Here is a 20,403-nt window from a genome sequence, read left to right as displayed (position 1 = left end):
ATGGAGATCCCCCATGACCGTCGAGATCGTCGACCCGGCCACCGGACAGGTGACCTACCGCCATGAACTGATGGGCGCAGCCGACATCGAGCAGCGCCTGCAGGCCGCTGCCGATGCATTTCCGGGCTGGGCAGATCGCTCGCTGCAGGACCGCGGCGCCATCCTTCGCCAGATCGCCGCGCAGCTGCGTACGCGGCGCGACGACCTGCAGCAGGCGATGACCCACGAGATGGGCAAGCTCAAGGCCGAGGCGCTGGCCGAGGTCGACAAGTGCGCTGCCGCCTGCGAGTACTATGCCGATCACGCGGCCGACTATCTCAAGCCGCAGCTGATCGATACCGAAGCCCAGCGCAGCTACGTGCGCTACGAGCCGATCGGCTGCGTGTTCGCGGTGATGCCGTGGAATTTCCCGATCTGGCAGGTGTTCCGTTTCCTCGCCCCGGCGTTCATGGCTGGCAACGTCGCCCTGCTCAAGCACGCCAGCAACGTGCCGCAGTGCGCCGACCTGATCCTGGCGGTGTGCCGTGACGGCGGCCTGCCTGATGGCGTGTTCGACGTGCTGCACATCGACAACGACCAGGCCGCCGACGTGCTGCGCGACGCACGGGTGAAGGCGGTGACGCTGACCGGCAGCGAGCGGGCAGGGCGCTCGATCGCCTCCAATGCCGGCAGCCAGCTGAAGAAGTCGGTGATGGAGCTGGGTGGCAGCGATGCCTTCGTGGTGCTCGACGATGCCGACCTCGACAAGACCGTGGCCGCGGCAGTGAAGTCGCGCTTCGACAACAGCGGGCAGACCTGCATCGCGGCCAAGCGCTTCATCGTGGTCGAGGCGGTGGCCGATGAATTCACCCGTCGCTTTGTACAGGCGGCGGGCGAGCGCCAGTACGGCGATCCCGATGAGCGCGGTACCACGCTGGCGCCGATGGCTCGCGCCGACCTGCGTGACGAACTGCACAAGCAGGTGCAGGCCAGCGTGTCCAAGGGCGCGCGGGTGCTGATCGGTGGTGAGCCGATTGCCGGCACCCATGCCGGCTATCCGGCCACGGTGCTCGACCAGGTCGGCCCGGGCATGCCGGCGTATGACGAGGAGCTGTTCGGGCCGGTGGCCGCAGTGATCCGGGTCAAGGATGAGGCCGAGGCACTGCGCGTGGCCAACGACACCCGCTTCGGCTTGGGCGGCAGCGTGTGGACCGGCGATCCGGTACGCGGCGAGCGCTTCGCGCAGCGCATGGAATGCGGTGCGGCGTTCGTCAACGCCATCGTCAAGAGCGACGCGCGGCTGCCGTTCGGCGGCAGCAAGCAGTCAGGCTTTGGTCGGGAGCTGGCTGACCATGGCATCCATGAGTTCATGAACATCAAGACCGTCTACGTGGCTTGATCCCGAACGGTAGTGCCGGCCGTTGGCCGCCGGCCGCCGGCCGCCGGCCGCCGGCCGGCATTGCCGGGTTGCCGGCCAGCGGCCGGCACTACCAGAAGCGGGCCATGCGCCACGACCAACGGTCGTGGCCTACCGGATTGCAGGGTATCGACGCCCCCCCGTGCATGGTGGGTATCGACCGTTGGTCGATACGCGCTACAACCACTTCGCGCGCTTGAACAACCGGTACAGCCCGACGCACACACCGCCCACGCCAACGATCATCAGCGGGTACGACCAGGGTTCGCTCAGCTCCGGCATGTGACTGAAGTTCATGCCGTACCAGCTGGTGATCAGCGTCGGCGCGGCGAGCAGGGCAGCCCAGGCGCCCAGCCGCTTGACCGTCTCGCCCTGCGCCAGTGTCACCAGCGAAAGGTTCACGCTCAGCGCGGTGCCCAGCATCTCGCGCAGGGTGTCGATCACATCGCTGATGCGCACCGCATGGTCATGCACGTCACGCACGTACAGCTTCACTTCGTCGGGGATCAGTTCGCCCTGGTAGCGGCGCAGCTGCGCCAGCACGTCCTGCAACGGCGCCACCGCCATCCGCATCTTGTTCAATTCGCGCTTGAGCTCGTACAGCCGCACCACCGTGCTGCGCTTGTAGGTGTCGGCGAAGATGTCCTTTTCCAGCAGGTCCAGGGTGTCGCGGAAGCGGTGCACGATCGGCAGGTAGTTGTCGACCACGAAGTCGGTCACCGCGTACAGGCAGTACGACGGGCCCATCTTCAGCAGCTGCGGCTCGCGCTCGACGCGTGCGCGCACCGGCGCGTAGGACAGCGAGGCGCCGTGGCGGACCGTCACCAGGAAGCGCGGGCCGAGGAAGGCATGGGTTTCGCCATACTGGATGCGTTCGTCGACCATCTGGGCGGTGGTCACCACCACGAACAACGAGTTGCCATAGGTCTCGACCTTGGGCCGTTGGTGCGCATTGCGCGCATCCTCGATGGCCAGGTCGTGCAGGCAGAATTCTTCCTGCAGTTTCAGCAGCACGTCTTCGTTGGGGTCGTACAGGCCGACCCAGACGAAGCCGTTGCCGCTGGCAATGACATCGCTGATGGCATCCAGGCTGATGTCGTGGCGCTTGCCCTCGTCATCGTAGTGGACGCAGTTGATGACGCAGGTAGGGTTGGCCGAAGCGGGGGCGGAAGCGGAAGCGGAGGCGGGCAATGACATGCCCGCCATCGTGCGTCAGGGCCGTGTTTCGGACAAGTGAGGACGACGCGCCAGCACCCACGCCAGTGCCACGTGCACCGGCAGCAGCAGCACGATCCACTGCACGTTGTACTGCGCCTGCAGGCTCAGCCAGTGCAGCACCAGCGCGGCCACCGCCTGTACCGCCAGCAGCCACAGCACGATCCTGAACATGCGTCCCGGCACGCGCCGGCGCAGCAGTGCGATCGCGCCCGGCAGCAGCAGCACGGCCAGTGGCGAAAGCAGCAGCAGGTTGCGGTTGGCCCATGCGGCGTAGTGGATGCTGAAGCCCCACAGGAACACCAGCACGCCACCGAACAGGGCGCACAGCAGCCAGAACGGCAGGGCCAGCCCGGCCAGCAGGCGCGGGCGGTTGCGCAGCGCCAGCACGCCAGCGGCGATCACCAGGCCACATAGCAGCCACGGCCACCAGCGGCGTGCGAACTCCTTCGGCTCCGGATCGATACGGTGCGGCAACAGTTCCTGTTCGGACTGCACCAGCGGCCGGCCATCGCTGTTGCGTGCCTGGCGCAGGGCATCGGCCAGGCGCATCGGAACGAACGCTTCCTGCCAGCGCGACAGCGGCTGGTCGGCGAACGGTCCGAGGCCTACATCGAAGCCCAGCCACATCCATGGTGCCGGCGAGGCCAGACGGACCGATTCACTGCGATAGGTGTTGCCACGCGAGCGCCCCGACAGCTGCGACTGCAGGCCGCCGCCGAGCGCCTTGTCCAGCGTGTCGCGCACCATCGTGGCGCAGTTGGCGGTGTAGTAATCGTAGTGGTAACGCGCGTTTTCCGGCTTGGCCCGCTCGGCCAGGCCGGCGGCCAGCGAGCGCGCCTGGTCCGGGCGCAGGTCCAGCCATTGCACGCTGGCGCCACGGCCGGTCTCGTCGTAGTACGACAGGTCCTGCTGCAGCGGCAGCGCCACCAGGTAGTACATCATGTCGCCGCGCGCGAAGCGGCTGATGAAATCGTCCTCGGACGGATCGAAGTAGCCGAAGTTGTACGAGGTCGCTTCACCGCTGAGCGGATCGACCACCACGATGGCGTCATGGCCGAAGCGTTCGAAGAACACCGTGCCCGGCTGCATGGTCACCACGCCGATGCGCGGAGCAGGGGCTTCAGCGCTGGCCGCGGGCACGGCAGGTGTGGCCGGCGCCGGCTGCGCGAAGGCGGCCAGCGGCAGGGCCATGGCCAGCACGTAGAGTGCCAGCCACACCATGAGGATCAGGCCGCGGCGCTTCAAGCGTCGTCCTGCGCGTCCGGCGGCAGCACGGTCACGTGGAAGGCCTGTACCCGGCGCGCATCGGCGCGGGCCACGCGGAACATGAAGCGGTCCAGCGCCAGCTCGTCACCGACTTCCGGCAGGTGGCCCACGGCCTCGGTGACCAGGCCACCGATGGTGTCGTAGTCCTCGTCGGAGAACGTCGCGCCGAAACGCTCGTTGAAGTCGCCGATCGGGGTCAGCGCGTCGACCACGTACTGGCCGTCGGACTGGATCGCGATCTGCGCCGAGGGATCCTCGGCCTCGTCATGCTCATCGTCGATCTCGCCGACGATCTGTTCCAGCACGTCCTCGATGGTGACCAGGCCGGCGACACCGCCGTACTCGTCCACCACGATGGCCATGTGGTTGCGCGACAGGCGGAACTCCTTCAGCAGCACGTTGAGCTTCTTCGCTTCCGGGATCAGGACCGCCGGGCGCAGCAGCTCGCGCACGTTGGCCGGACCGTTGTCGGCGACCACGCCGCGCAGCAGGTCCTTGGCCAGCAGGATGCCAAGGATGTCGTCCTTGTTCTCGCCGTGCACCGGGAAGCGTGAATGGCCGGATTCGACCACCTGCTTCATCAGTTCCAGGAAGGGCGCTTCAACCGGCAGCGAGACCATCTGCGAGCGCGAGATCATCACGTCGCCCACGGTCAGCTCGGCCACCGAAATGGCCCCTTCCATCATCTTCAGGGTATCGGCGGCGATCAGACCCTCTTCCTGCGCGGTGTGCAGGACAGCGACCAGCTCGTCGCGGGTATGGGGTTCGCCGGAGAAGGCGGAGGTCAGGCGTTCAAGCCAGCCGCGCTTCTTTTCACTGTGCTCCGCAGGGGAGCTACTACTGTCGTCTTCTGACATCTCTGGAAAAAAGGCACCCGGCAGGCCGGGCGTTGACCCAAGTCTAGCAGGATGTGATGGCCTGTCAGTGACTGCCGGTGGCCGGGGCTGGGGCGGCCGCGGCCGGCGCCTCTTCGGGCAGGTCCAGGCTGTAGGTGCAGCCGGCCAGGGTCTTGCCCGGGTGGGAGGCCACGGTGGAGACGCTGAGGATGATCGACTCGATCTGGGCCTCGCCGGTCTTCGGGTCGGTCACGTCGCGGCTGACCAGCTCGCGGCCGGCCATGAACTTGCCGTCCTGGTCGTAGCCGGTCTCCAATTCCAGCCGTTTGGCCAGCGGGCGTGGGTCGGCCTGGTCGAGGACGGCCATGACGCTGGCGCCGGCCACCGCCACCCGATCGGTCTGTTGGCCGAAGACGGTGATCGGGCTGGCCAGCCGGAACTCGCTCATGAACTGGTTGCCCTGCGGCAGCGGCTGCAGGCCCTGGGCCACGGCCTTCAGCGGATCGGCCAGCAGCGGCGCCAGCGCGGCCTGCTCGGCCACGCCCTGGCGGCATTCGATCAGGGCCGGCAGGTCCAGGCGGGTGGCGAAGGCGGAGGGAGCGGCGAGGGCACAGAGCAGGGGCAGACAGCAGCGCAGTGACACGGTCGGTTTCCGCAGGCGAGGGGCCGCCATCATAGCCCCGGCGAGCGCCGGAACAGCCCGCTGAGAAGGCGCAGGAAACCGGTCATCGCCCGCCGTACGACCATCAGTGAGAGAGTCAGCACGACCGCAAGCATGGCGACCTGCATCGATTGCCCCGCGATGCGCACCACCGCCGGCCACAGGCCCGGGCTGGTCAGCCAGGGCATCAGTTCCGCCGCGGTTGTCCTGGCCACTTTCATGTACATCACGGCCAGCACGAACAGCACCAGCAGCGAGGTGCGGCTGGCGTGGAAGAACGGCAGTGCATTGACCGGCCTGCCAAACCGCTGCTGCAGCAGCGTTCGCCAAAGCACTGGCAAGGTCAAGGCACCGACCAGTATCAGCACCATCGACGTTTCCCACAGCCCCGGCAGGTGGGCGGGTTCCGCTCTACCTGTGAAGTGCGGGCCGAACATGCCGATCGCCAGCCCGGCCAGCAGGCACACGGGCGACAGCAGGGCCAGGCTGCGCAGCAGCCAGTGCCTGCCGCCGGGGTCGCGGGCGCTGATGCGGCGCACGGTGTGAGCGCCCAGCACCAGCAGGCCCGCGAGCAGGCCGGCGGCCATCGCAAACGTCGTGAAGCTGTTCCCTGGGTTCATCCTTTTTCCTTCCGCGTCCTGGCCGGTGTTGAACAGTAGCTCAGCGCATGGCTGGCACTCCAGCCGTGGCGCAGTCAGGGAGGACTCCAGCGCGTGGCCGCTGGGTACCAGCGCAGCCTGACCGGGTAGCCCAGTCGCGCCTGCAGGTGGTCACGCACGGCCGCCGCCGTCGCGCGGTTGGCTGGGGTATCCCGCAGCTCCACCTCCAGCTCCCCGGTCTTGACATCCAGGCCATGGCCGAACAGGTCGGGCAGCTGGGCCCGCAGCCAGTCCTGCTGTGCGTGCAGGCGGCGCGTCATCTCCGCTTCGGTCATCGCGGCGCCGGTGATGTAGCGCACACGTTGCGGGCCATCCGCCCCTGGATGTGTCTCATCGGCCTCGGGTGCGGCGCCTGTCAGTCGCACGACAACGTTCCAGCCCCTCGCATTGTCCACCCAGATGCCGGCCAGACGTGCCGCGTGCCGCGCTTCCAGGCGCTCGATCAGTGCCCGTTGCTGGGCAGTGGCGACGATGTTGCGGGTGTCGCGCTCGCTGCTGCCGAAGAACGCCCGTAGTTCGGCGATCTTTGCGGCGATGTCGGCCTCGCTGTCGCTGGCGGGGAACGGTGAGGGACGGTCAGGATCGGGCATCAGGCCTGCCCCGGACTGCAGTAGCGCGGCAAGCACAAGTGCGGGCAGGGTCATGCTGCGCTCCTCTTCCGTGAGTGCGTGGGCTCGGAACAGGGCCCGGTGTCAGCGCTCGCCCGCGTAGGGGTCGTCGATGCCCAGCTCGGCCAGGATCTCCCGTTCCAGCTGTTCCATCGCTTCGGCTTCCTTGTCGTCCTCGTGGTCCCAGCCGAGCAGGTGCAGCACGCCGTGCACGGTCAGGTGCGCGTAGTGGGCGTTGAGCGCCTTGCCCTGTTCGTCGGCCTCCCGCGCTACGACAGGTGCACAGATCACCAGATCGCCGAGCAGCGGGAACTTGACGCCCTTGGGCAGGCCTTCGGGCACTTCGGCCGGGAAGCTGAGCACGTTGGTGGCGTAGTCCTTGCCACGGTAGTGGCGGTTCAACGACTGGCCTTCCTTGGCGTCGACCACGCGGATGGCCAGGTCGGCCTCGCGGATGCGGCCCTTCAGCGCGGCAGCCACCCACCTGCGGAAGCTCACTGCCGCCGGCAGACCGGCACGCGGCAGGGCATAACTGATGGCGACGTCCAGTCGCACGGGACCACGGGTCATGGAGTTGCTCCAGGTTGGATCTGATGCAGGTCGCGGCGGTCGTAGGCGCTGACGATGCGCGCCACCAGCGGGTGGCGGACCACGTCGCGGGATTCGAAGAAGGTGAAGCTCACGCCCTCCACGTCGCGCAGCACATCGATGGCATCGCGCAGGCCCGACTTCACGTGCTTGGGCAGGTCGGTCTGGGTCAGGTCACCGGTGACCACCGCGGTGGAGCCGTAGCCGAGGCGGGTCAGGAACATCTTCATCTGCTCGATGGTGGTGTTCTGTGCTTCGTCCAGGATCACGAACGCATCGTTGAGCGTGCGGCCGCGCATATAGGCCAGCGGCGCGATCTCGATGACGTTCCTTTCCAGCAGCTTGACCACCTTCTCCACGCCCATCATCTCGTACAGGGCGTCGTACAGCGGTCGCAGATAGGGATCGACCTTCTGGCTCAGGTCGCCGGGCAGGAAGCCCAGCTTCTCGCCGGCTTCCACCGCGGGACGGACCAGGATCAGCCGCTGCACCCGCGATTCGTTCAGCGCTTCGACTGCGCTGGCCACGGCCAGGAAGGTCTTGCCGGTGCCGGCCGGCCCGATGCCGAAGTTGATGTCGTGGGTTGCGATCTGGTGCAGGTAGCGGGCCTGGTTGGCACCGCGCCCGCGTACCGTGCCGCGCTTGACCTTGATCGCCACCTCCTGCGCTTCGTAGGAGCGTTCGGCGATCTGCTCGACATTGGCCTGCGCCAGGCGCAGGTGGATGGCGTGGTTGTCGAAGGTGGTTTCGCCGGCTTCGGCGTACAGCGCTTCAACCAGCTTCTGCGCCTCGACGATGGCTTCCTTCGGCCCGCTGATGCGGAACACGAAGCCACGGTTGGCGATTTCCACGCCGAGTTTCAGTTCGATCTGCCGCAGGTGCCCGTCGAACGGGCCACACAGGTTGGCCAGCCGTTCGTTGTCTTCCGGCGACAGGGTGAAGTCTCGATGCTCGATGCTTTTCATTGCTTCGGGTGGGGCGGACGCCTTCCACCGCAGTGTATTCAGGGGAGACAAGGGTAGCGCGCGTGCGGGGCACACGGCCAGCAGACGGTCGATACAGCGTTTTCCACACCCGGTGTGGACGGGGGGCGCGAAAACCTGTGGATAGACCTTCGCAATGCTTGTGCCACAAGGCCCATGAGGTCCTGGTGAAAAAAACGTCATGGTCGCTCGTCGCTTCGGCAGCACTGCCACGGGGGCCTGCACGGGGGCATTCATCGTGACGACAGTGCAGGTTTCGTTGCCGGGTGAGCAACAAAGCCGGGCGCTGGCGGATTTCCACAACGGTTGTGGAATGATGCCGAATCAACCTGTGGATAGGTGGTGCGGAGCCTTGCAGCAAAAGGCGTGCCGGCGTGTGGCGAAAAAACCGCCAGGGCTGATCGGAATCATTGAGGGTGCACGGGGCACATGGCACCGTGTCGCCGTCGCAGGAGGGGATGGCATGGGCATCGGCAACGGGATGCGAGGAATCGGACTGGCGGGCATCGGCCTGCTGGCCGGGTGTGTGCAGTCAACACCGACTGCACTGGGCACGCTGGAGTGGGACCGGATCACGGTGCCGGCGCCGGCGGCCGAAGTGATCGCCACGGTGGAGGTGCGCGAGGGACAGCAGGTCAAGGCCGGCGCCGTGCTGATGCAGCTCGACCCGGCCCGCGGCGACGCGCAGTTCGCCGCAGCGCAGGCTGATACGGCGCGTGCGCAGGCGCAGCTGGAAGAACTGAAGATCGGCCCACGCCAGGAGCAGATCGCGCAGGCCCAGGCGCAACTGGCCGCGCTGCGCGCACAGGCTGCCGAAGCAAGTGCCTATTACCGGCGGGTCCAGCCGTTGGCACAGCAGCGCTTGATTGCCGCCGCTGAGCTGGATCGTGCACGTGCCGCCGCCGGCAATGCCGAGGCCAGCGTGCGTGCTGCCGAGCAGGCCTGGCTGGAGCGGGTGCACGGCAGCCGTGTGCAGGATATCGCCCAGGGCCAGGCCGCCGCCGATGCCGCGCAGGCGCAACAGGCAGTGCAGGCCGTGAACCTGCAGAAGCTGCAATTGCGTGCGCCGCGCGACGGCGTGGTCGATGCCTTGCCTTACCGGCAGGGCGACCAGGCGCCGGTCGGCGCGCCGCTGGCGGTGATGCTGGTCGGCGAGCGCCCCTATGCGCGCGTCTACCTGCCGCAGCCATTGCGGTTGCAGGTCAAGGTCGGGCAGGTCGCGCAGGTGCACCTGGAAGGGCAAGGCACTGCGTTGAAGGGGCATGTGCGCTCGATCCGCAGCGAGCCTTCATTTACTCCGTACTACGCACTGACCGGTGACGACGTCGCGCGCCTGAGCTACCTCGCCGAGATCGAAGTGGACGCTCCCTCCGACATGCAGAAGCTGCCGGCGGGAATGCCGGTGCAGGTGAGCTTCTGAACACCGGCAACGACATCGCGGTGCATGCCCAGGGCCTGACCCGCCGCTTCGGCGATCTGCTGGCCGTGGACAATGTCGACCTGACCGTGCCGCGTGGCCAGGTCTATGGCTTCCTGGGCCCGAACGGGTCGGGCAAGTCGACCACCATCCGCATGCTGTGCGGCCTGCTGGAACCGAGCGCCGGCCAGATCGAGGTGCTCGGCCTGGCCGTGCCGGAGCAGGCCGAGGCACTGCGCCGGCGCATCGGCTACATGACCCAGCGTTTCTCGTTGTATGAAGACCTTTCGGTGCGCGAGAACCTGGAATTCCTCGCCGCCATCCAGGACCTGCCGCGTACGCAGGCCCGGCAGCGGGTCGACGAACTGCTGCAGCAGTACCGTCTCCTGGACCGGCAGCCGCAGCTGGCCGGCACCCTCAGTGGTGGCCAGAAGCAGCGCCTGGCGCTGGCCGGCGCCGTCGTGCACGCGCCCGAGCTGTTGTTCCTGGACGAGCCGACCAGCGCGGTCGACCCGGAGTCACGCCGCGATTTCTGGGAGGCCCTGTTTGAACTTGCCGACGCCGGTACCACCGTGCTGGTATCGACCCACTACATGGACGAAGCCGAGCGCTGCCACCGGCTGGCGATCCTCGATCGAGGCGCGCTGGTCGCCGATGGCACGCCGGCCGAACTGTGTGCACAGCTGGACGGCCGCACGTTGCAGGTCACGTCGGCGCAGCCGCGGCAGGCCAGCCGCGCGTTGTCTGAGCTGCCCGGCGTGCTGAGCGTGGCACAGATCGGCACGCAGCTGCGGGTGCTGTGCAGCGAGGCGGCCGCCGATACGCCAGCGTTGCGGCGCGCGCTGGCCAGCGCCGATCCGCAGGCCCGCATCGAGGCGGTGGCGCCGAACCTGGAAGACGTCTTCGTCGCCGCCACCCGCGGCCGTGGCCGGGAGCCAGCGGCATGAACCTGCGCCGGCTGTGGGCGATCATGCTCAAGGAATTGCGCCAGCTGCGCCGCGACCGCATCACGCTGGCGATGATCGTCGGCATTCCGGTGATGCAGCTGCTGCTGTTCGGCTACGCGATCAATCTCAACCTGCGCCACCTCGACGCCGGTGTCGCCGACCAGGCCAACAGTGCGGCGTCACGCGCGCTGGTGCAGGACATGGTCGCCACCGGCGTGATCACGCCGCGCAGCGAAGCCTATACGCCCGACCAGTTGATGCAGGCGCTGCGGCGTGGCGAGATCAGTGTCGGCATCGTGGTGCCGGCCGACTTCGAGCGCCGTCGCTTCGATGGACGCGAGGCGGTGCAGGTGCTGGTTGATGGCAGCGACACCGTGGTGCAGAGCGCGGCGATCCAGCTGGCGCAGGTGCCGCTGGAGACGCGACCGACCAGCAACACGCGGCCGCTGCGCGAAGGCAGCATCGCCGGGGGGCCAATCAGCGTGACCAGCTTCTACAATCCGCAGCGGCGTTCGGCGGTGAACATCGTGCCAGGCCTGATCGGGGTGATCCTGACCATGACCCTGGTGATGTTCACGGCGGTGGCGGTGGTGCGCGAGCGCGAGCGCGGCAACATGGAGCTGCTGATCGCCACGCCGGTGTCGCGCAGCGAACTGATGGTCGGCAAGGTGCTGCCCTATGCAGCCATCGGCCTGCTGCAGACCACGCTGGTGCTGGTGCTGGGCACCTGGCTGTTCCAGGTGCCGATCCGCGGCAGCCTGCTCGATATCTACCTGGCCGCGGTGCTGCTGGTGCTGGCCAACCTCGCACTGGGGCTGCTGATTTCCACGCGCGCGCGCTCGCAGTTCCAGGCGATGCAGATGACCCTGTTCCTGTTCCTGCCGTCGATCCTGCTGTCGGGCTTCATGTTCCCGTTCGCGGGCATGCCGCGGCCGGTGCAATGGCTGGCCGAAGTACTGCCGCTGACCCACTTCCTGCGCCTGGTGCGCGGCATCATGCTGCGCGGCGCCTCGCTGTGGGAGCTGTGGCACGACGCGCTGGCGCTGCTGGGCTTCATCGCGGTGATGATGAGCCTGGCGATCCTGCGTTTCCGCAAGCGTTTGGATTGAGGCATGCCGACCAACGGTCGGCATCCACCCTGGTAGGTGCCGACCGTTGGTCGGCATCAATTCGGTGGGTGCCGACCGTTGGTCGGCATCAATTCGGCAGGTGCCGACCGTTGGCCGGCATCAACTCCGGTGGGTGCCGACCGTTGGTCGGCATCAATTCGGTGGGTGCCGACCGTTGGTCGGCATCAATTCGGTGGGTGCCGACCGTTGGTCGGCATCAATTCGGCAGGTGCCGACCGTTGGCCGGCATCAACTCCGGTGGGTGCCGACCGTTGGTCGGCATCAATTCGGTGGGTGCCGACCGTTGGTCGGCGCACCTTATTCCGCCACCACGCGCGCGCGCAGCGAATTGGTCAGCGCCTCGGTGATCACCACATCCACGAACTGGCCGATCAGCCGCGCCGGCGCCGGGAAGTTCACCGAACGCATGTTCTCGGTCTTGCCGGTCAGTTCGTTCGGGTTCTTGCGCGAAGGGCCTTCCACCAGCACGGTCTGCACGGTACCGACCATCTTCTCGGAGATGCCGGCAGCGTGCGCATTGATGCGCTCCTGCAGGCGCGACAGGCGCGCGTGCTTCTCGGCATCGCTGATCGTGTCCTCCAGGTCGGCCGCCGGGGTGCCCGGGCGGCGCGAATAGATGAAGGAGAAGCTGTGGTCGAAGCCGATGTCCTCGATCAGCTTCATGGTCTTCTCGAAATCGGCATCGGTTTCGCCGGGGAAGCCGACGATGAAGTCCGAGCTGATCGAGATGTCCGGGCGCACCGCGCGCAGCTTGCGGATCTTCGACTTGAATTCCAGCGCGGTATAGCCGCGCTTCATCGCCGACAGTACGCGGTCGCTGCCGGCCTGCACCGGCAGGTGCAGGAAGTTGGCCAGCTGCGGCACGTCGCGGAACGCATCGATCAGCGAGTCGCTGAACTCCAGCGGGTGCGAGGTGGTGAAGCGGATGCGGCCGACGCCGTCGATCTCGGCGATGGTCCGGATCAGCAGGCCGAGATCGGCGAACTCGCCATCTCCATAGGGGCCGCGATAGGCATTGACGTTCTGCCCGAGCAGGTTGATTTCGCGCACGCCCTGCGCGGCCAGCTGCGCCACTTCCACCACCACGTCCTCGAACGGGCGGCTGACTTCGGTGCCGCGGGTGTAGGGCACCACGCAGAACGAGCAGTACTTCGAGCAGCCTTCCATGATCGACACGAACGCCGAAGCGCCTTCGGCACGCGGTTCCGGCAGGCGGTCGAACTTCTCGATCTCGGGGAAGCTGATGTCCACCTGCGGGCGCTTCTGCTCGCGGCGGGCGCGGATCAGCTCCGGCAGCCGGTGCAGGGTCTGCGGGCCGAACACAAGGTCCACGAACGGCGCACGCTTGATGATCGCCTCGCCTTCCTGCGAGGCAACGCAGCCGCCCACGCCGATGATGACCTCGCGGCCCTTGTTCTTCAGGCCCTTCCAGACGCCCAGCTGGCTGAACACCTTCTCCTGCGCCTTCTCGCGGATGGAACAGGTGTTGACCAGGATGACGTCGGCGTCTTCCGGGGTATCGGTCAGTTCCAGGCCATCGCTGGCGGCGAGCACGTCGGCCATCTTGGCCGAGTCGTACTCGTTCATCTGGCAACCGTGGGTCTTGATGTACAGCTTGCCTTTCACCTGGTCGGGCTTGCGCGGACCGGCGGGCAGGGCAACGAGCGGGGCACCGCCCGGCGTGGCGGGCGGAAAGACGTCTGGCGTCCCGGTCATGGCGCTTAATCCATTCGGGTGGCGGGAAAGCCGGCAATTCTACCTGCATCCCGGCGCGTACGCCGCGCTGTGCGCTCGCGGGGCACGGCCCCGCGCTACCCGCATCCCGCCGGCCCCGGTAGCGCCGGGCGGTGCCCGGCGGGCGCCCTTACGCCGCCACCAGCTCCGCATCGATCTGCCGCGAACGGTCGAACGCGGTCATCGCGCTCATCCGTGCGATGTAGTCAGCCGTGGCCGGCGCCGGCTGTACCAGGCCAAAGGCCGTGGTCCACGCCAGTGCATTGCCCCACAGCACGTCGGCGGCGCTCATGACCTCGCCCAGCAGGTACGGGCCCTGCGCCAGCTGGGCCTCGACCACCTGCAGCACGGTCTCGGCATCGTTGTACGGCGACATCAGGCGCGGCGGCGGCTCGCGGTGCATCGCCTTGTCGATCATCGCCGGCTCGAAACAGGCGCCATAGAAGGCCATCCAGCGCAGGTAGGGGCCGCGCAGGGCGTCGCCGATCGGCGGTGCCAGCCCGGCTTCCGGATACAGGTCGGCCAGGTACAGGTAGATCGCCACCTGCTCGGTCACCAGTGCGCCGTCGTGGACGATGGCCGGCACCTTGCCCATCGGGTTGATGGCCAGGTAGGCCGGGGCCAGGTTGGCGCCGGCTTTCAGGTCCAGCACCTGCATGCGGTAGTCGGCACCCAGCGCTTCGAGCAGGGCCACGGCGCCGCTCGAGCGGGATCGGGCGGCGTGGTACAGGGTGATCTGGCGTGAATTCATGGCATTGCTCCTTGCGGTGAGTGGTGAACTGGAGGCCATCCTGGGGCACTATTGCGGACGACTTCTGTCCTCGATCCTTCATGCGCCATACCGCCCATCGTCTGCTGCGCCTGATCGCCCTGCTGCAGGCCCGCCGCCAGTGGTCCGGGGCCGAGTTGGCCGAGCGCATGGGTGTGGACCGGCGCAGCATCCGCCGTGATATCGAGCGCCTTCGCGAGCTGGGCTATCCGGTGCAGGCCTCGTCCGGGGTCGGCGGCGGCTACCAGTTGGGGGCCGGGGCCCCGGTGCTGCCGATGCTGCTGGACGAGGAGGAGGCGACCACCCTGGCCATCGCCCTGCGCGCAGCCTCGGCCACCGTTGCCGGGATCGACGACACCGCGCGTGGCCTGTTGTCCAAGCTCGATCCGCTGGTGCCGACCCGTCGTCGCCAGCAGGCCGGCGAGGTGCATGCAGCGACGGCCACCCTGTCCGACCTTCCGTCCACCGACGCACGCCTGCTCGGGCGGCTGGCCCAGCACTGCCGACAGGCGTCACGGCTGGCCTTCGAATACCGCAGCGCGCAGGAAGCCGTCACCCAGCGCGAGGTCGAGGCCCAGCACCTGGTCAACTACGGGCGACGCTGGTATCTGCTTGCCTGGGACCTGGGGCGGCAGGACTGGCGCACCCTGCGCGTGGACCGCATGGGCGCCGTACGTGAGTGCGCCGGGCCGGGCCTGCACCGGCGCACCCCGGCGCCGCCCGATGTGATGGTGCGGCAGGCGGTCAGCCAGGCGCCGTTCGCGCTGCAGGCCATCCTCCGCCTGTCCGGCAGCCATTCCGAGCTGGAAGGCCGCATCCCGCCGTGGTGTGGAGTACTGGAAGCGGATGGCCCCGACCACTGCCTGCTGCGCATGGGCGCCGAGAGCCGCGGCATGATGCTGGCGCAGATTCTCAGCCTGGACCGCCTACCCGTGGCGCTTTGGACCACCCCGCCGGGCCTGCGCGACGAACTGGCGCAGCGCCTGGCGGGCCTCGGCCAGCTGCTGGCTGTGCCGCCGGTCACAGGCTGAGCCACGTCGCTTGGCAAGCCCCGGCGAAGCTGGGACACTCGCCGCCATGAAGGGGATACTGGGGACAACGGCGATCATCATCGCTGCGCTGACCGCTGCGCCGGCCAGCGCTGGAACCCTGTACAAGTGCCAGGGCGCTGACGGCGTCACCAGTTATGTGAGCAAGCGGGTGGCCGGCGCGCGCTGCAGCACCATCAGCTACACCCGTGACACCCGCCCGGCACCTCGACCGGTGGTGGCCGCGCCCAGGCCGGCACCGACAACGGTGGCCAGCATCGAACGCAACCCGGTGGCCGTTGCTGCGAGTGCCGCAGCGCCGGCAACGGTCGCGCCTGCGTCCGTGCCGGCATCCGGTCCCGCACAGCCGGTCGCCTCGCGCAGCGGGCGCATGGTCAGTGGCCAGGTGTATTCCTTCATGAAGGATGGCGTGCGCCACTACACCAGTGCGCGCCCGGCACAGGTGGCCAGCCTCGGCCCGGTCCGGACCATCCGCTACAGCTTCATGGAGCGCTGCTATGCCTGCGGGGTCAATCCACGCGTGGACTTCGGCACCGTGCGACTGAACACCTCGGCCTTCCAGGCCGAGATCACCTCGGCCGCGCGCGAGTTCGGCGTGGAGGAGGCGGTGGTGCGCGCCATCATCCATGCCGAGTCGGCCTACAACCCGACCGCGCTCAGCCGTGCTGGCGCGCAGGGCTTGATGCAGCTGATGCCGCCGACCGCCGCGCGCTTCGGCGTAAGCGATTCCTATGACGCCGGGCAGAACATCCGTGGCGGCGTGCAGTATCTTGCGTGGTTGCTGAAACGCTTCAATGGCGACCTGACCCTTGCCGCAGCCGGCTACAACGCTGGCGAAGGCGCGGTCGACCGCCACGGTGGCGTGCCGCCCTACAGCGAGACCCAGTACTACGTGCGCCGGGTCGGGCAACTGGCCGAACGTTACCGCACCGCCCTGAGTCACCAGTAGGTGCCGACCGTTGGTCGGCACTCCTTGAACGGTAGGTGCCGACCGTTGGTCGGCACTCCTTGAGCGGTAGGTGCCGACCGTTGGTCGGCACTCCTTTGAAAGGTAGTGCCGGCCGCTGGCCGGCAACCCCGCAATCAATGTTGCTGCAATGCGTTGTGTGGCGCGCGACGGTTCCGCTACACTCGACCGTGATTCAATGCGGCTCTGGCCCCCACCGGATCCGCTGGCAGCCTTAAAGCTACCTAATCAATATCGGAGTGCCGGATGGCCAACGATGGGGTACACGATCCAGTCAACACCGGACGTCGGCGTTTTCTTTCTGCCACCACAGCCGTGGTGGGCGCCGTCGGCGTCGGATTCACCGCAGTTCCTTTCATCAAATCCTGGAACCCCAGTGCCCGCGCCAAGCTTGCCGGCGCACCGGTGGTGGCCGACATCAGCGCCCTGCAGGAAGGCCAACGCCTGATCGTGGAATGGCGTGGCCAGCCGATCTGGATCGTCAAGCGGTCCAAGGCCATCCTCGATGCGCTGCACGGGCTGGACGGCCGTCTCAAGGACCCCGAGTCCGGCGAGAAGGACCAGCAGCCGGACTACGTGCTGAAGCAGAACCCCGAGCTGCGCTCGATCAAGCCGGACATCTCCGTGCTGGTCGGCCTGTGCACGCACCTGGGCTGCTCGCCGGAAATGGTCGCCGAGATCCGGCCCGAGCCCTACGACCCGCAGTGGAAGGGTGGCTACTTCTGCCCCTGCCACAAGTCGCGCTTCGACATGTCCGGCCGCGTCTTCAAGGACGTGCCGGCGCCGATCAACCTGAAGGTGCCCGCGCACCATTACCAGGACGACAACACCATCATCATCGGTGTCGATCCGCAGGGGGCTGCCTGATGGCCAATATCCTCAGCCGTACCGCCAGCGGCGTGGCCGACTGGGTCAATGCCCGCGCGCCCGGCCTGATGCCGGTCTACCGGAAGCACGTCAGCGAGTACTACGCGCCGAAGAACTTCAACATCTGGTACTACTTCGGTTCGCTGGCGCTGCTGGTGCTGGTCAACCAGATCGTCACCGGCATCTTCCTGACGATGCACTACAAGACCAGCGCCGCCGAGGCGTTCGGCTCCATCGAATACATCATGCGCGATGTGGAGTGGGGCTGGCTGATCCGCTACATGCACTCCACCGGTGCCTCGCTGTTCTTCATCGTGGTCTACCTGCACATGTTCCGTGGCCTGCTGTACGGCAGTTACCAGAAGCCGCGCGAGCTGGTGTGGATCCTCGGCATGCTGATCTACCTGGTGTTGATGGCCGAAGCCTTCATGGGCTACGTGCTGCCGTGGGGCCAGATGTCGTTCTGGGGCGCCAAGGTGATCATCTCGCTGTTCGGCGCGATACCGGTGATCGGCAACGGCCTGACCGAATGGATCATGGGCGATTACCTGCCCAGTGACGCCACGCTCAACCGTTTCTTCGCGCTGCATGTCATCGCCCTGCCGCTGGTGCTGTTGCTGCTGGTGGTACTGCATCTGGGCGCGCTGCACGAAGTGGGTTCGAACAACCCCGATGGCGTGGAGATCAAGAAGGGGCCGAAGGGCAACCGCTGGTCGCCGAACGCACCGGCCGATGGCATTCCGTTCCACCCGTACTACACGCTCAAGGATGGCGTCGGCGCCGGTTTCCTGCTGATCATCGCCGCCTTCATCATCTTCTTCGCGCCCGGTTTCGGCGGCCTGTTCCTGGAGCACGACAACTTCACCGAGGCCAACCGCCTGGTGACCCCGGAACACATCAAGCCGGTCTGGTACTACACGCCTTACTACGCGATGTTGCGCGTGGTGCCGAACAAGCTCGGTGGCGTGCTGGTGATGTTCTCGGCCATTGCGATCCTGTTCCTGGTGCCGTGGCTGGACAAGGCCAGGGTGAAGTCGGTGCGCTACCGCGGCTGGATCTCGAAGGTGATGCTGGGCGTGCTGGCGGTGTGCTTCGTGTGGCTGGGCGTGATTGGTTCCGGCCCGGGCACCGACGTGCACGAGACCTACATCGGGCGGGTGCTGACCTTCCTGTACTTCGCGTTCTTCATCACCATGCCGCTATGGACACGGTTGGACAAGACCAAGCCAGTACCGGAGAGGGTGACCACCCATGACTGATCGCTGGATGGTCCGGTTGGCCCTGACGGCCACCCTGATGCTGGGCAGTTTCCTGGCCTCCGCCGCCGAAGGTGGCACCAAGCTGCTGCAGGCCGGCAACGATCTGGGCGACCGCGCTTCGCTGCAGCGCGGCGCGCAGCTGTACATGAACTACTGCTCCGGCTGCCACGCGCTGAAGTACCTGCGCTATTCGCGGATGGCGCAGGACCTGGGCCTGACCGAGGAAGAGGTGATGAACAACCTCAACTTCACCGGCTCGGCGATCGGCGACCCGATCCCGGTGGCGATGCCCAAGGAGAACGCGGAGAAGTGGTTCGGCAAGATGCCGCCCGATCTCAGCCTGATCGCGCGCGTGCGGGGCAGTGACTGGGTCTACACCTACCTCAAGTCGTTCTATCTGGACAGCAGCCGGCCGCTGGGCTGGAACAACGCGCTGTTCGCCAATGCCTCCATGCCCAACCCGCTGTGGGAGATGCAGGGCCTGCAGCATGCGGTCCATGGCAAGGCGGAAGCGCCCGGCATGGACCCGCCGGTGACCGGCCTGAAGATCGAAACGCCGGGTTCGGTTGATGCCGGGCAGTACGACCAGGCGGTGCGGGACATCACCAACTTCCTCGAGTATGCCGGCGAACCGGCCGCGCTCAAGCGCCAGCAGCTGGGCGTGTGGGTGATCCTGTTCCTGGCCCTGCTCACCTTCCTGCTGTACCTGCTGAAGAAGGAATACTGGAAGGACGTTCACTGAATCTGCCGCCGGCCATCGCACGGGCCTATTGGCTTTTGTGATGGTCGGTTGCACACTCGGGGAGGAGTCGACCGCCGGCACGGTGCCGGCGGCGCCGATGCGGCAGGCGGTCTCCTGTCGTGGGAGAGCCTTTGATGGCGGCGAGCGTACGCATGCGCAATACACTGACGCTGTTTTCCTCGAACGACGATGTACTGTGCCACCGTGTACGCCTGGTGCTGGCGGCCAAGGGTGTGACCTTCGACTTCGTTCCGGTCGATCCACAGAACCCGCCTGAAGACCTGATCGACCTCAATCCGTATCACTCGGTGCCGACCCTGGTCGAACGCGAGCTGGTGCTGTACGCCGCATCAGTGGTCAGCGAGTACCTGGACGAACGTTATCCGCATCCGCCGCTGATGCCGGTCGATCCGCTCTCGCGTGCGCGCATCCGCCTGGCGATGCTGCGCATCGAGCACGACTGGGTGCCACAGGTGCAGGCCATCCAGCTCGGCAACAAGACCCAGGCCGAGGCTGGCCGCAAGCGCCTGAAGGAGCTGCTGACCGCCTCGCTGCCGCTGTTCAAGGCCAGCAAGTTCTTCCTCAACCCGGAAATGAGCCTGGCCGACTGCGCGATGGCGCCGATCATCTGGCGCCTGCAGTCGCTGGACGTACCGCTGCCGAAGGACGGCAAGGCAATCGAGGACTACGGCAACCGCATCTTCCGCCATCCGGGCTTCGTCCGTAGCCTGACCGATCAGGAAAAGAAGCTGCGCGATCTGCCGGTCTGATCCGGGCCTGCGTTACCCGTCTGCACGCCGACCGGCGTGCAGGTGATCCGCCCCGGCGGGGCGCCGGGCGCGTACACTTCACGCATGACCGAAGACTTCTTCCACATGACCAGCCACCGCCCGTACCTGCTGCGGGCGCTGGTGGAATGGATCAACGACAACCAGCTGACCCCGCACATCCTGGTCGACGCCGGCGTTCCCGGCGTGCAGGTCCCGCCTTCGGCGGTCAAGGATGGCCGGGTCGTGCTCAACATCGCCGAACGTGCTGTCGTGCGGCTGATGATCGACAACGAGATGGTGAGCTTCTCGGCGCGCTTCTCCGGTACCAGCTACCCGGTGCAGGTGCCGATCAGCGCCGTGCTGGCCGTCTACGCCCGCGAGACCGGGCAGGGCATGGCGCTACCGGATGACATCCCGGGCAACGAGACCGCTCCGACCAGCGATGAGCTGCTGCACGAGGAAGGCACGCCGCCGGACGATACGCCGCCAGCCAGCCCGCCGCCGAAGGGGCGCCCGAACCTGCGCGTGGTCAAGTAA

Annotated in this window: 21 protein-coding genes; 11 read left to right on the top strand and 10 right to left on the bottom strand. The window is 67.1% G+C overall.

The genetic code is table 11. The features are described from left to right. Positions 1-13: 13 nt before the first annotated feature. The gene (locus tag H4O10_RS02560) at positions 14-1,378 is read left to right on the top strand and encodes an NAD-dependent succinate-semialdehyde dehydrogenase (RefSeq protein WP_049417555.1); all 1,365 of its coding nucleotides are present in this window, start codon (positions 14-16) and stop codon (positions 1,376-1,378) included. Between the two features lie 195 nt (positions 1,379-1,573). On the opposite strand, the gene H4O10_RS02555 is transcribed toward H4O10_RS02560, so the two are convergent. The 8 genes from H4O10_RS02555 to H4O10_RS02520 form a co-directional block, all read right to left on the bottom strand. Beyond that, positions 1,574-2,602 carry a magnesium and cobalt transport protein CorA gene (locus H4O10_RS02555; RefSeq protein WP_049396223.1) on the bottom strand — a complete coding sequence of 343 codons (1,029 nt, stop codon included), beginning with the start codon at positions 2,600-2,602 and terminating at the stop codon, positions 1,574-1,576. Between the two features lie 6 nt (positions 2,603-2,608). Beyond that, complete coding sequence (locus H4O10_RS02550) at positions 2,609-3,859, bottom strand: DUF4105 domain-containing protein (protein WP_033834730.1); 1,251 nt, start codon at positions 3,857-3,859, stop codon at positions 2,609-2,611. After that, positions 3,856-4,737 carry a transporter associated domain-containing protein gene (locus tag H4O10_RS02545; protein WP_005408827.1) on the bottom strand — a complete coding sequence of 294 codons (882 nt, stop codon included), beginning with the start codon at positions 4,735-4,737 and terminating at the stop codon, positions 3,856-3,858. The genes H4O10_RS02550 and H4O10_RS02545 overlap by 4 nt, the downstream gene beginning before the upstream one ends. A 64-nt stretch (positions 4,738-4,801) precedes the next feature. Beyond that, the gene (locus tag H4O10_RS02540; RefSeq protein WP_172711786.1) at positions 4,802-5,389 is read right to left on the bottom strand and encodes a hypothetical protein; all 588 of its coding nucleotides are present in this window, start codon (positions 5,387-5,389) and stop codon (positions 4,802-4,804) included. Further along, positions 5,389-5,997 (bottom strand): hypothetical protein, encoded by a 609-nt coding sequence (locus H4O10_RS02535; RefSeq protein ID WP_049396221.1) that lies wholly within the window; start codon positions 5,995-5,997, stop codon positions 5,389-5,391. The genes H4O10_RS02540 and H4O10_RS02535 overlap by 1 nt, the downstream gene beginning before the upstream one ends. A 74-nt stretch (positions 5,998-6,071) precedes the next feature. Continuing rightward, positions 6,072-6,680, bottom strand: coding sequence for a hypothetical protein (locus H4O10_RS02530; RefSeq protein WP_005412797.1), 609 nt, complete (start codon positions 6,678-6,680; stop codon positions 6,072-6,074). Between the two features lie 48 nt (positions 6,681-6,728). Further along, a complete protein-coding gene (ybeY, locus tag H4O10_RS02525) occupies positions 6,729-7,214 on the bottom strand; it encodes an rRNA maturation RNase YbeY (RefSeq protein ID WP_012479661.1) in 486 nt (161 codons plus the stop codon). Continuing rightward, a complete protein-coding gene (locus H4O10_RS02520; RefSeq protein WP_005408832.1) occupies positions 7,211-8,197 on the bottom strand; it encodes a PhoH family protein in 987 nt (328 codons plus the stop codon). The genes ybeY and H4O10_RS02520 overlap by 4 nt, the downstream gene beginning before the upstream one ends. 481 nt (positions 8,198-8,678) lie before the next feature. Between H4O10_RS02520 and H4O10_RS02515 the strand changes: the two genes are divergently transcribed. The 3 genes from H4O10_RS02515 to H4O10_RS02505 are packed head-to-tail and all read left to right on the top strand — an operon-like array spanning position 8,679 to position 11,688. Continuing rightward, entirely contained in the window at positions 8,679-9,635 is a 957-nt protein-coding gene (locus tag H4O10_RS02515; protein WP_049396220.1) for an HlyD family efflux transporter periplasmic adaptor subunit, read from the top strand. A 20-nt stretch (positions 9,636-9,655) separates the two neighbouring features. Further along, positions 9,656-10,579, top strand: coding sequence for an ABC transporter ATP-binding protein (locus tag H4O10_RS02510; protein ID WP_049396219.1), 924 nt, complete (start codon positions 9,656-9,658; stop codon positions 10,577-10,579). Further along, complete coding sequence (locus H4O10_RS02505) at positions 10,576-11,688, top strand: ABC transporter permease (protein WP_049396218.1); 1,113 nt, start codon at positions 10,576-10,578, stop codon at positions 11,686-11,688. Before H4O10_RS02510 ends, H4O10_RS02505 begins: the two co-directional genes overlap by 4 nt. A gap of 318 nt (positions 11,689-12,006) precedes the next feature. On the opposite strand, the gene miaB is transcribed toward H4O10_RS02505, so the two are convergent. Together miaB and H4O10_RS02495 are read right to left on the bottom strand one after the other, a co-directional pair. Beyond that, positions 12,007-13,425 carry a tRNA (N6-isopentenyl adenosine(37)-C2)-methylthiotransferase MiaB gene (miaB, locus tag H4O10_RS02500; protein WP_012479666.1) on the bottom strand — a complete coding sequence of 473 codons (1,419 nt, stop codon included), beginning with the start codon at positions 13,423-13,425 and terminating at the stop codon, positions 12,007-12,009. Positions 13,426-13,573: 148 nt separating this feature from the next. Continuing rightward, complete coding sequence (locus tag H4O10_RS02495; protein ID WP_049395457.1) at positions 13,574-14,194, bottom strand: glutathione S-transferase; 621 nt, start codon at positions 14,192-14,194, stop codon at positions 13,574-13,576. An 80-nt stretch (positions 14,195-14,274) separates the two neighbouring features. Here H4O10_RS02495 and H4O10_RS02490 point away from each other — a divergent pair, with 80 nt between their 5' ends. The 7 genes from H4O10_RS02490 to H4O10_RS02460 all read left to right on the top strand — a co-directional run bounded on the left by H4O10_RS02490 (position 14,275) and on the right by H4O10_RS02460 (position 20,403). Then, positions 14,275-15,243, top strand: a complete 969-nt coding sequence (locus H4O10_RS02490; RefSeq protein ID WP_033834738.1) for a WYL domain-containing protein — start codon at positions 14,275-14,277, stop codon at positions 15,241-15,243. A 46-nt stretch (positions 15,244-15,289) separates the two neighbouring features. Then, entirely contained in the window at positions 15,290-16,210 is a 921-nt protein-coding gene (locus tag H4O10_RS02485) for a lytic transglycosylase domain-containing protein (RefSeq protein WP_049395455.1), read from the top strand. A 264-nt stretch (positions 16,211-16,474) separates the two neighbouring features. Beyond that, positions 16,475-17,095 (top strand): ubiquinol-cytochrome c reductase iron-sulfur subunit, encoded by a 621-nt coding sequence (gene petA, locus H4O10_RS02480; RefSeq protein ID WP_004151998.1) that lies wholly within the window; start codon positions 16,475-16,477, stop codon positions 17,093-17,095. Beyond that, positions 17,095-18,354: a cytochrome bc complex cytochrome b subunit gene (locus H4O10_RS02475; protein WP_005408840.1), complete on the top strand. Its 1,260-nt coding sequence runs from the start codon at positions 17,095-17,097 to the stop codon at positions 18,352-18,354. The genes petA and H4O10_RS02475 overlap by 1 nt, the downstream gene beginning before the upstream one ends. Continuing rightward, positions 18,347-19,096, top strand: coding sequence for a cytochrome c1 (locus H4O10_RS02470; RefSeq protein WP_005408841.1), 750 nt, complete (start codon positions 18,347-18,349; stop codon positions 19,094-19,096). The genes H4O10_RS02475 and H4O10_RS02470 overlap by 8 nt, the downstream gene beginning before the upstream one ends. A 134-nt stretch (positions 19,097-19,230) precedes the next feature. Next, entirely contained in the window at positions 19,231-19,866 is a 636-nt protein-coding gene (locus tag H4O10_RS02465) for a glutathione S-transferase N-terminal domain-containing protein (RefSeq protein ID WP_005408842.1), read from the top strand. An 84-nt stretch (positions 19,867-19,950) separates the two neighbouring features. Continuing rightward, positions 19,951-20,403 (top strand): ClpXP protease specificity-enhancing factor, encoded by a 453-nt coding sequence (locus H4O10_RS02460; RefSeq protein ID WP_005412806.1) that lies wholly within the window; start codon positions 19,951-19,953, stop codon positions 20,401-20,403.

It is taken from the genome of Stenotrophomonas sp. I18B00994, assembly GCF_014145825.1.
Lineage (GTDB): Bacteria > Pseudomonadota > Gammaproteobacteria > Xanthomonadales > Xanthomonadaceae > Stenotrophomonas > Stenotrophomonas maltophilia.
Note: the sequence above shows the minus strand (reverse complement) of the source record. Positions and strands in the feature narration are given on the sequence as shown.

Bases quoted from the DNA above. Each gene is read 5' to 3' on its own strand.
- H4O10_RS02560 (WP_049417555.1), top strand. From the start codon at position 14: ATGACCGTCGAGATCGTCGACCCGGCCACCGGACAGGTGACCTACCGC.
- H4O10_RS02555 (WP_049396223.1), bottom strand. From the start codon at position 2,602: ATGGCGGGCATGTCATTGCCCGCCTCCGCTTCCGCTTCCGCCCCCGCT.
- H4O10_RS02545 (WP_005408827.1), bottom strand. From the start codon at position 4,737: ATGTCAGAAGACGACAGTAGTAGCTCCCCTGCGGAGCACAGTGAAAAG.
- H4O10_RS02540 (WP_172711786.1), bottom strand. From the start codon at position 5,389: ATGGCGGCCCCTCGCCTGCGGAAACCGACCGTGTCACTGCGCTGCTGT.
- H4O10_RS02535 (WP_049396221.1), bottom strand. From the start codon at position 5,997: ATGAACCCAGGGAACAGCTTCACGACGTTTGCGATGGCCGCCGGCCTG.
- H4O10_RS02530 (WP_005412797.1), bottom strand. From the start codon at position 6,680: ATGACCCTGCCCGCACTTGTGCTTGCCGCGCTACTGCAGTCCGGGGCA.
- ybeY (WP_012479661.1), bottom strand. From the start codon at position 7,214: ATGACCCGTGGTCCCGTGCGACTGGACGTCGCCATCAGTTATGCCCTG.
- H4O10_RS02520 (WP_005408832.1), bottom strand. From the start codon at position 8,197: ATGAAAAGCATCGAGCATCGAGACTTCACCCTGTCGCCGGAAGACAAC.
- H4O10_RS02515 (WP_049396220.1), top strand. From the start codon at position 8,679: ATGGGCATCGGCAACGGGATGCGAGGAATCGGACTGGCGGGCATCGGC.
- H4O10_RS02505 (WP_049396218.1), top strand. From the start codon at position 10,576: ATGAACCTGCGCCGGCTGTGGGCGATCATGCTCAAGGAATTGCGCCAG.
- miaB (WP_012479666.1), bottom strand. From the start codon at position 13,425: ATGACCGGGACGCCAGACGTCTTTCCGCCCGCCACGCCGGGCGGTGCC.
- H4O10_RS02495 (WP_049395457.1), bottom strand. From the start codon at position 14,194: ATGAATTCACGCCAGATCACCCTGTACCACGCCGCCCGATCCCGCTCG.
- H4O10_RS02490 (WP_033834738.1), top strand. From the start codon at position 14,275: ATGCGCCATACCGCCCATCGTCTGCTGCGCCTGATCGCCCTGCTGCAG.
- H4O10_RS02485 (WP_049395455.1), top strand. From the start codon at position 15,290: ATGAAGGGGATACTGGGGACAACGGCGATCATCATCGCTGCGCTGACC.
- petA (WP_004151998.1), top strand. From the start codon at position 16,475: ATGGCCAACGATGGGGTACACGATCCAGTCAACACCGGACGTCGGCGT.
- H4O10_RS02475 (WP_005408840.1), top strand. From the start codon at position 17,095: ATGGCCAATATCCTCAGCCGTACCGCCAGCGGCGTGGCCGACTGGGTC.
- H4O10_RS02470 (WP_005408841.1), top strand. From the start codon at position 18,347: ATGACTGATCGCTGGATGGTCCGGTTGGCCCTGACGGCCACCCTGATG.
- H4O10_RS02465 (WP_005408842.1), top strand. From the start codon at position 19,231: ATGGCGGCGAGCGTACGCATGCGCAATACACTGACGCTGTTTTCCTCG.
- H4O10_RS02460 (WP_005412806.1), top strand. From the start codon at position 19,951: ATGACCGAAGACTTCTTCCACATGACCAGCCACCGCCCGTACCTGCTG.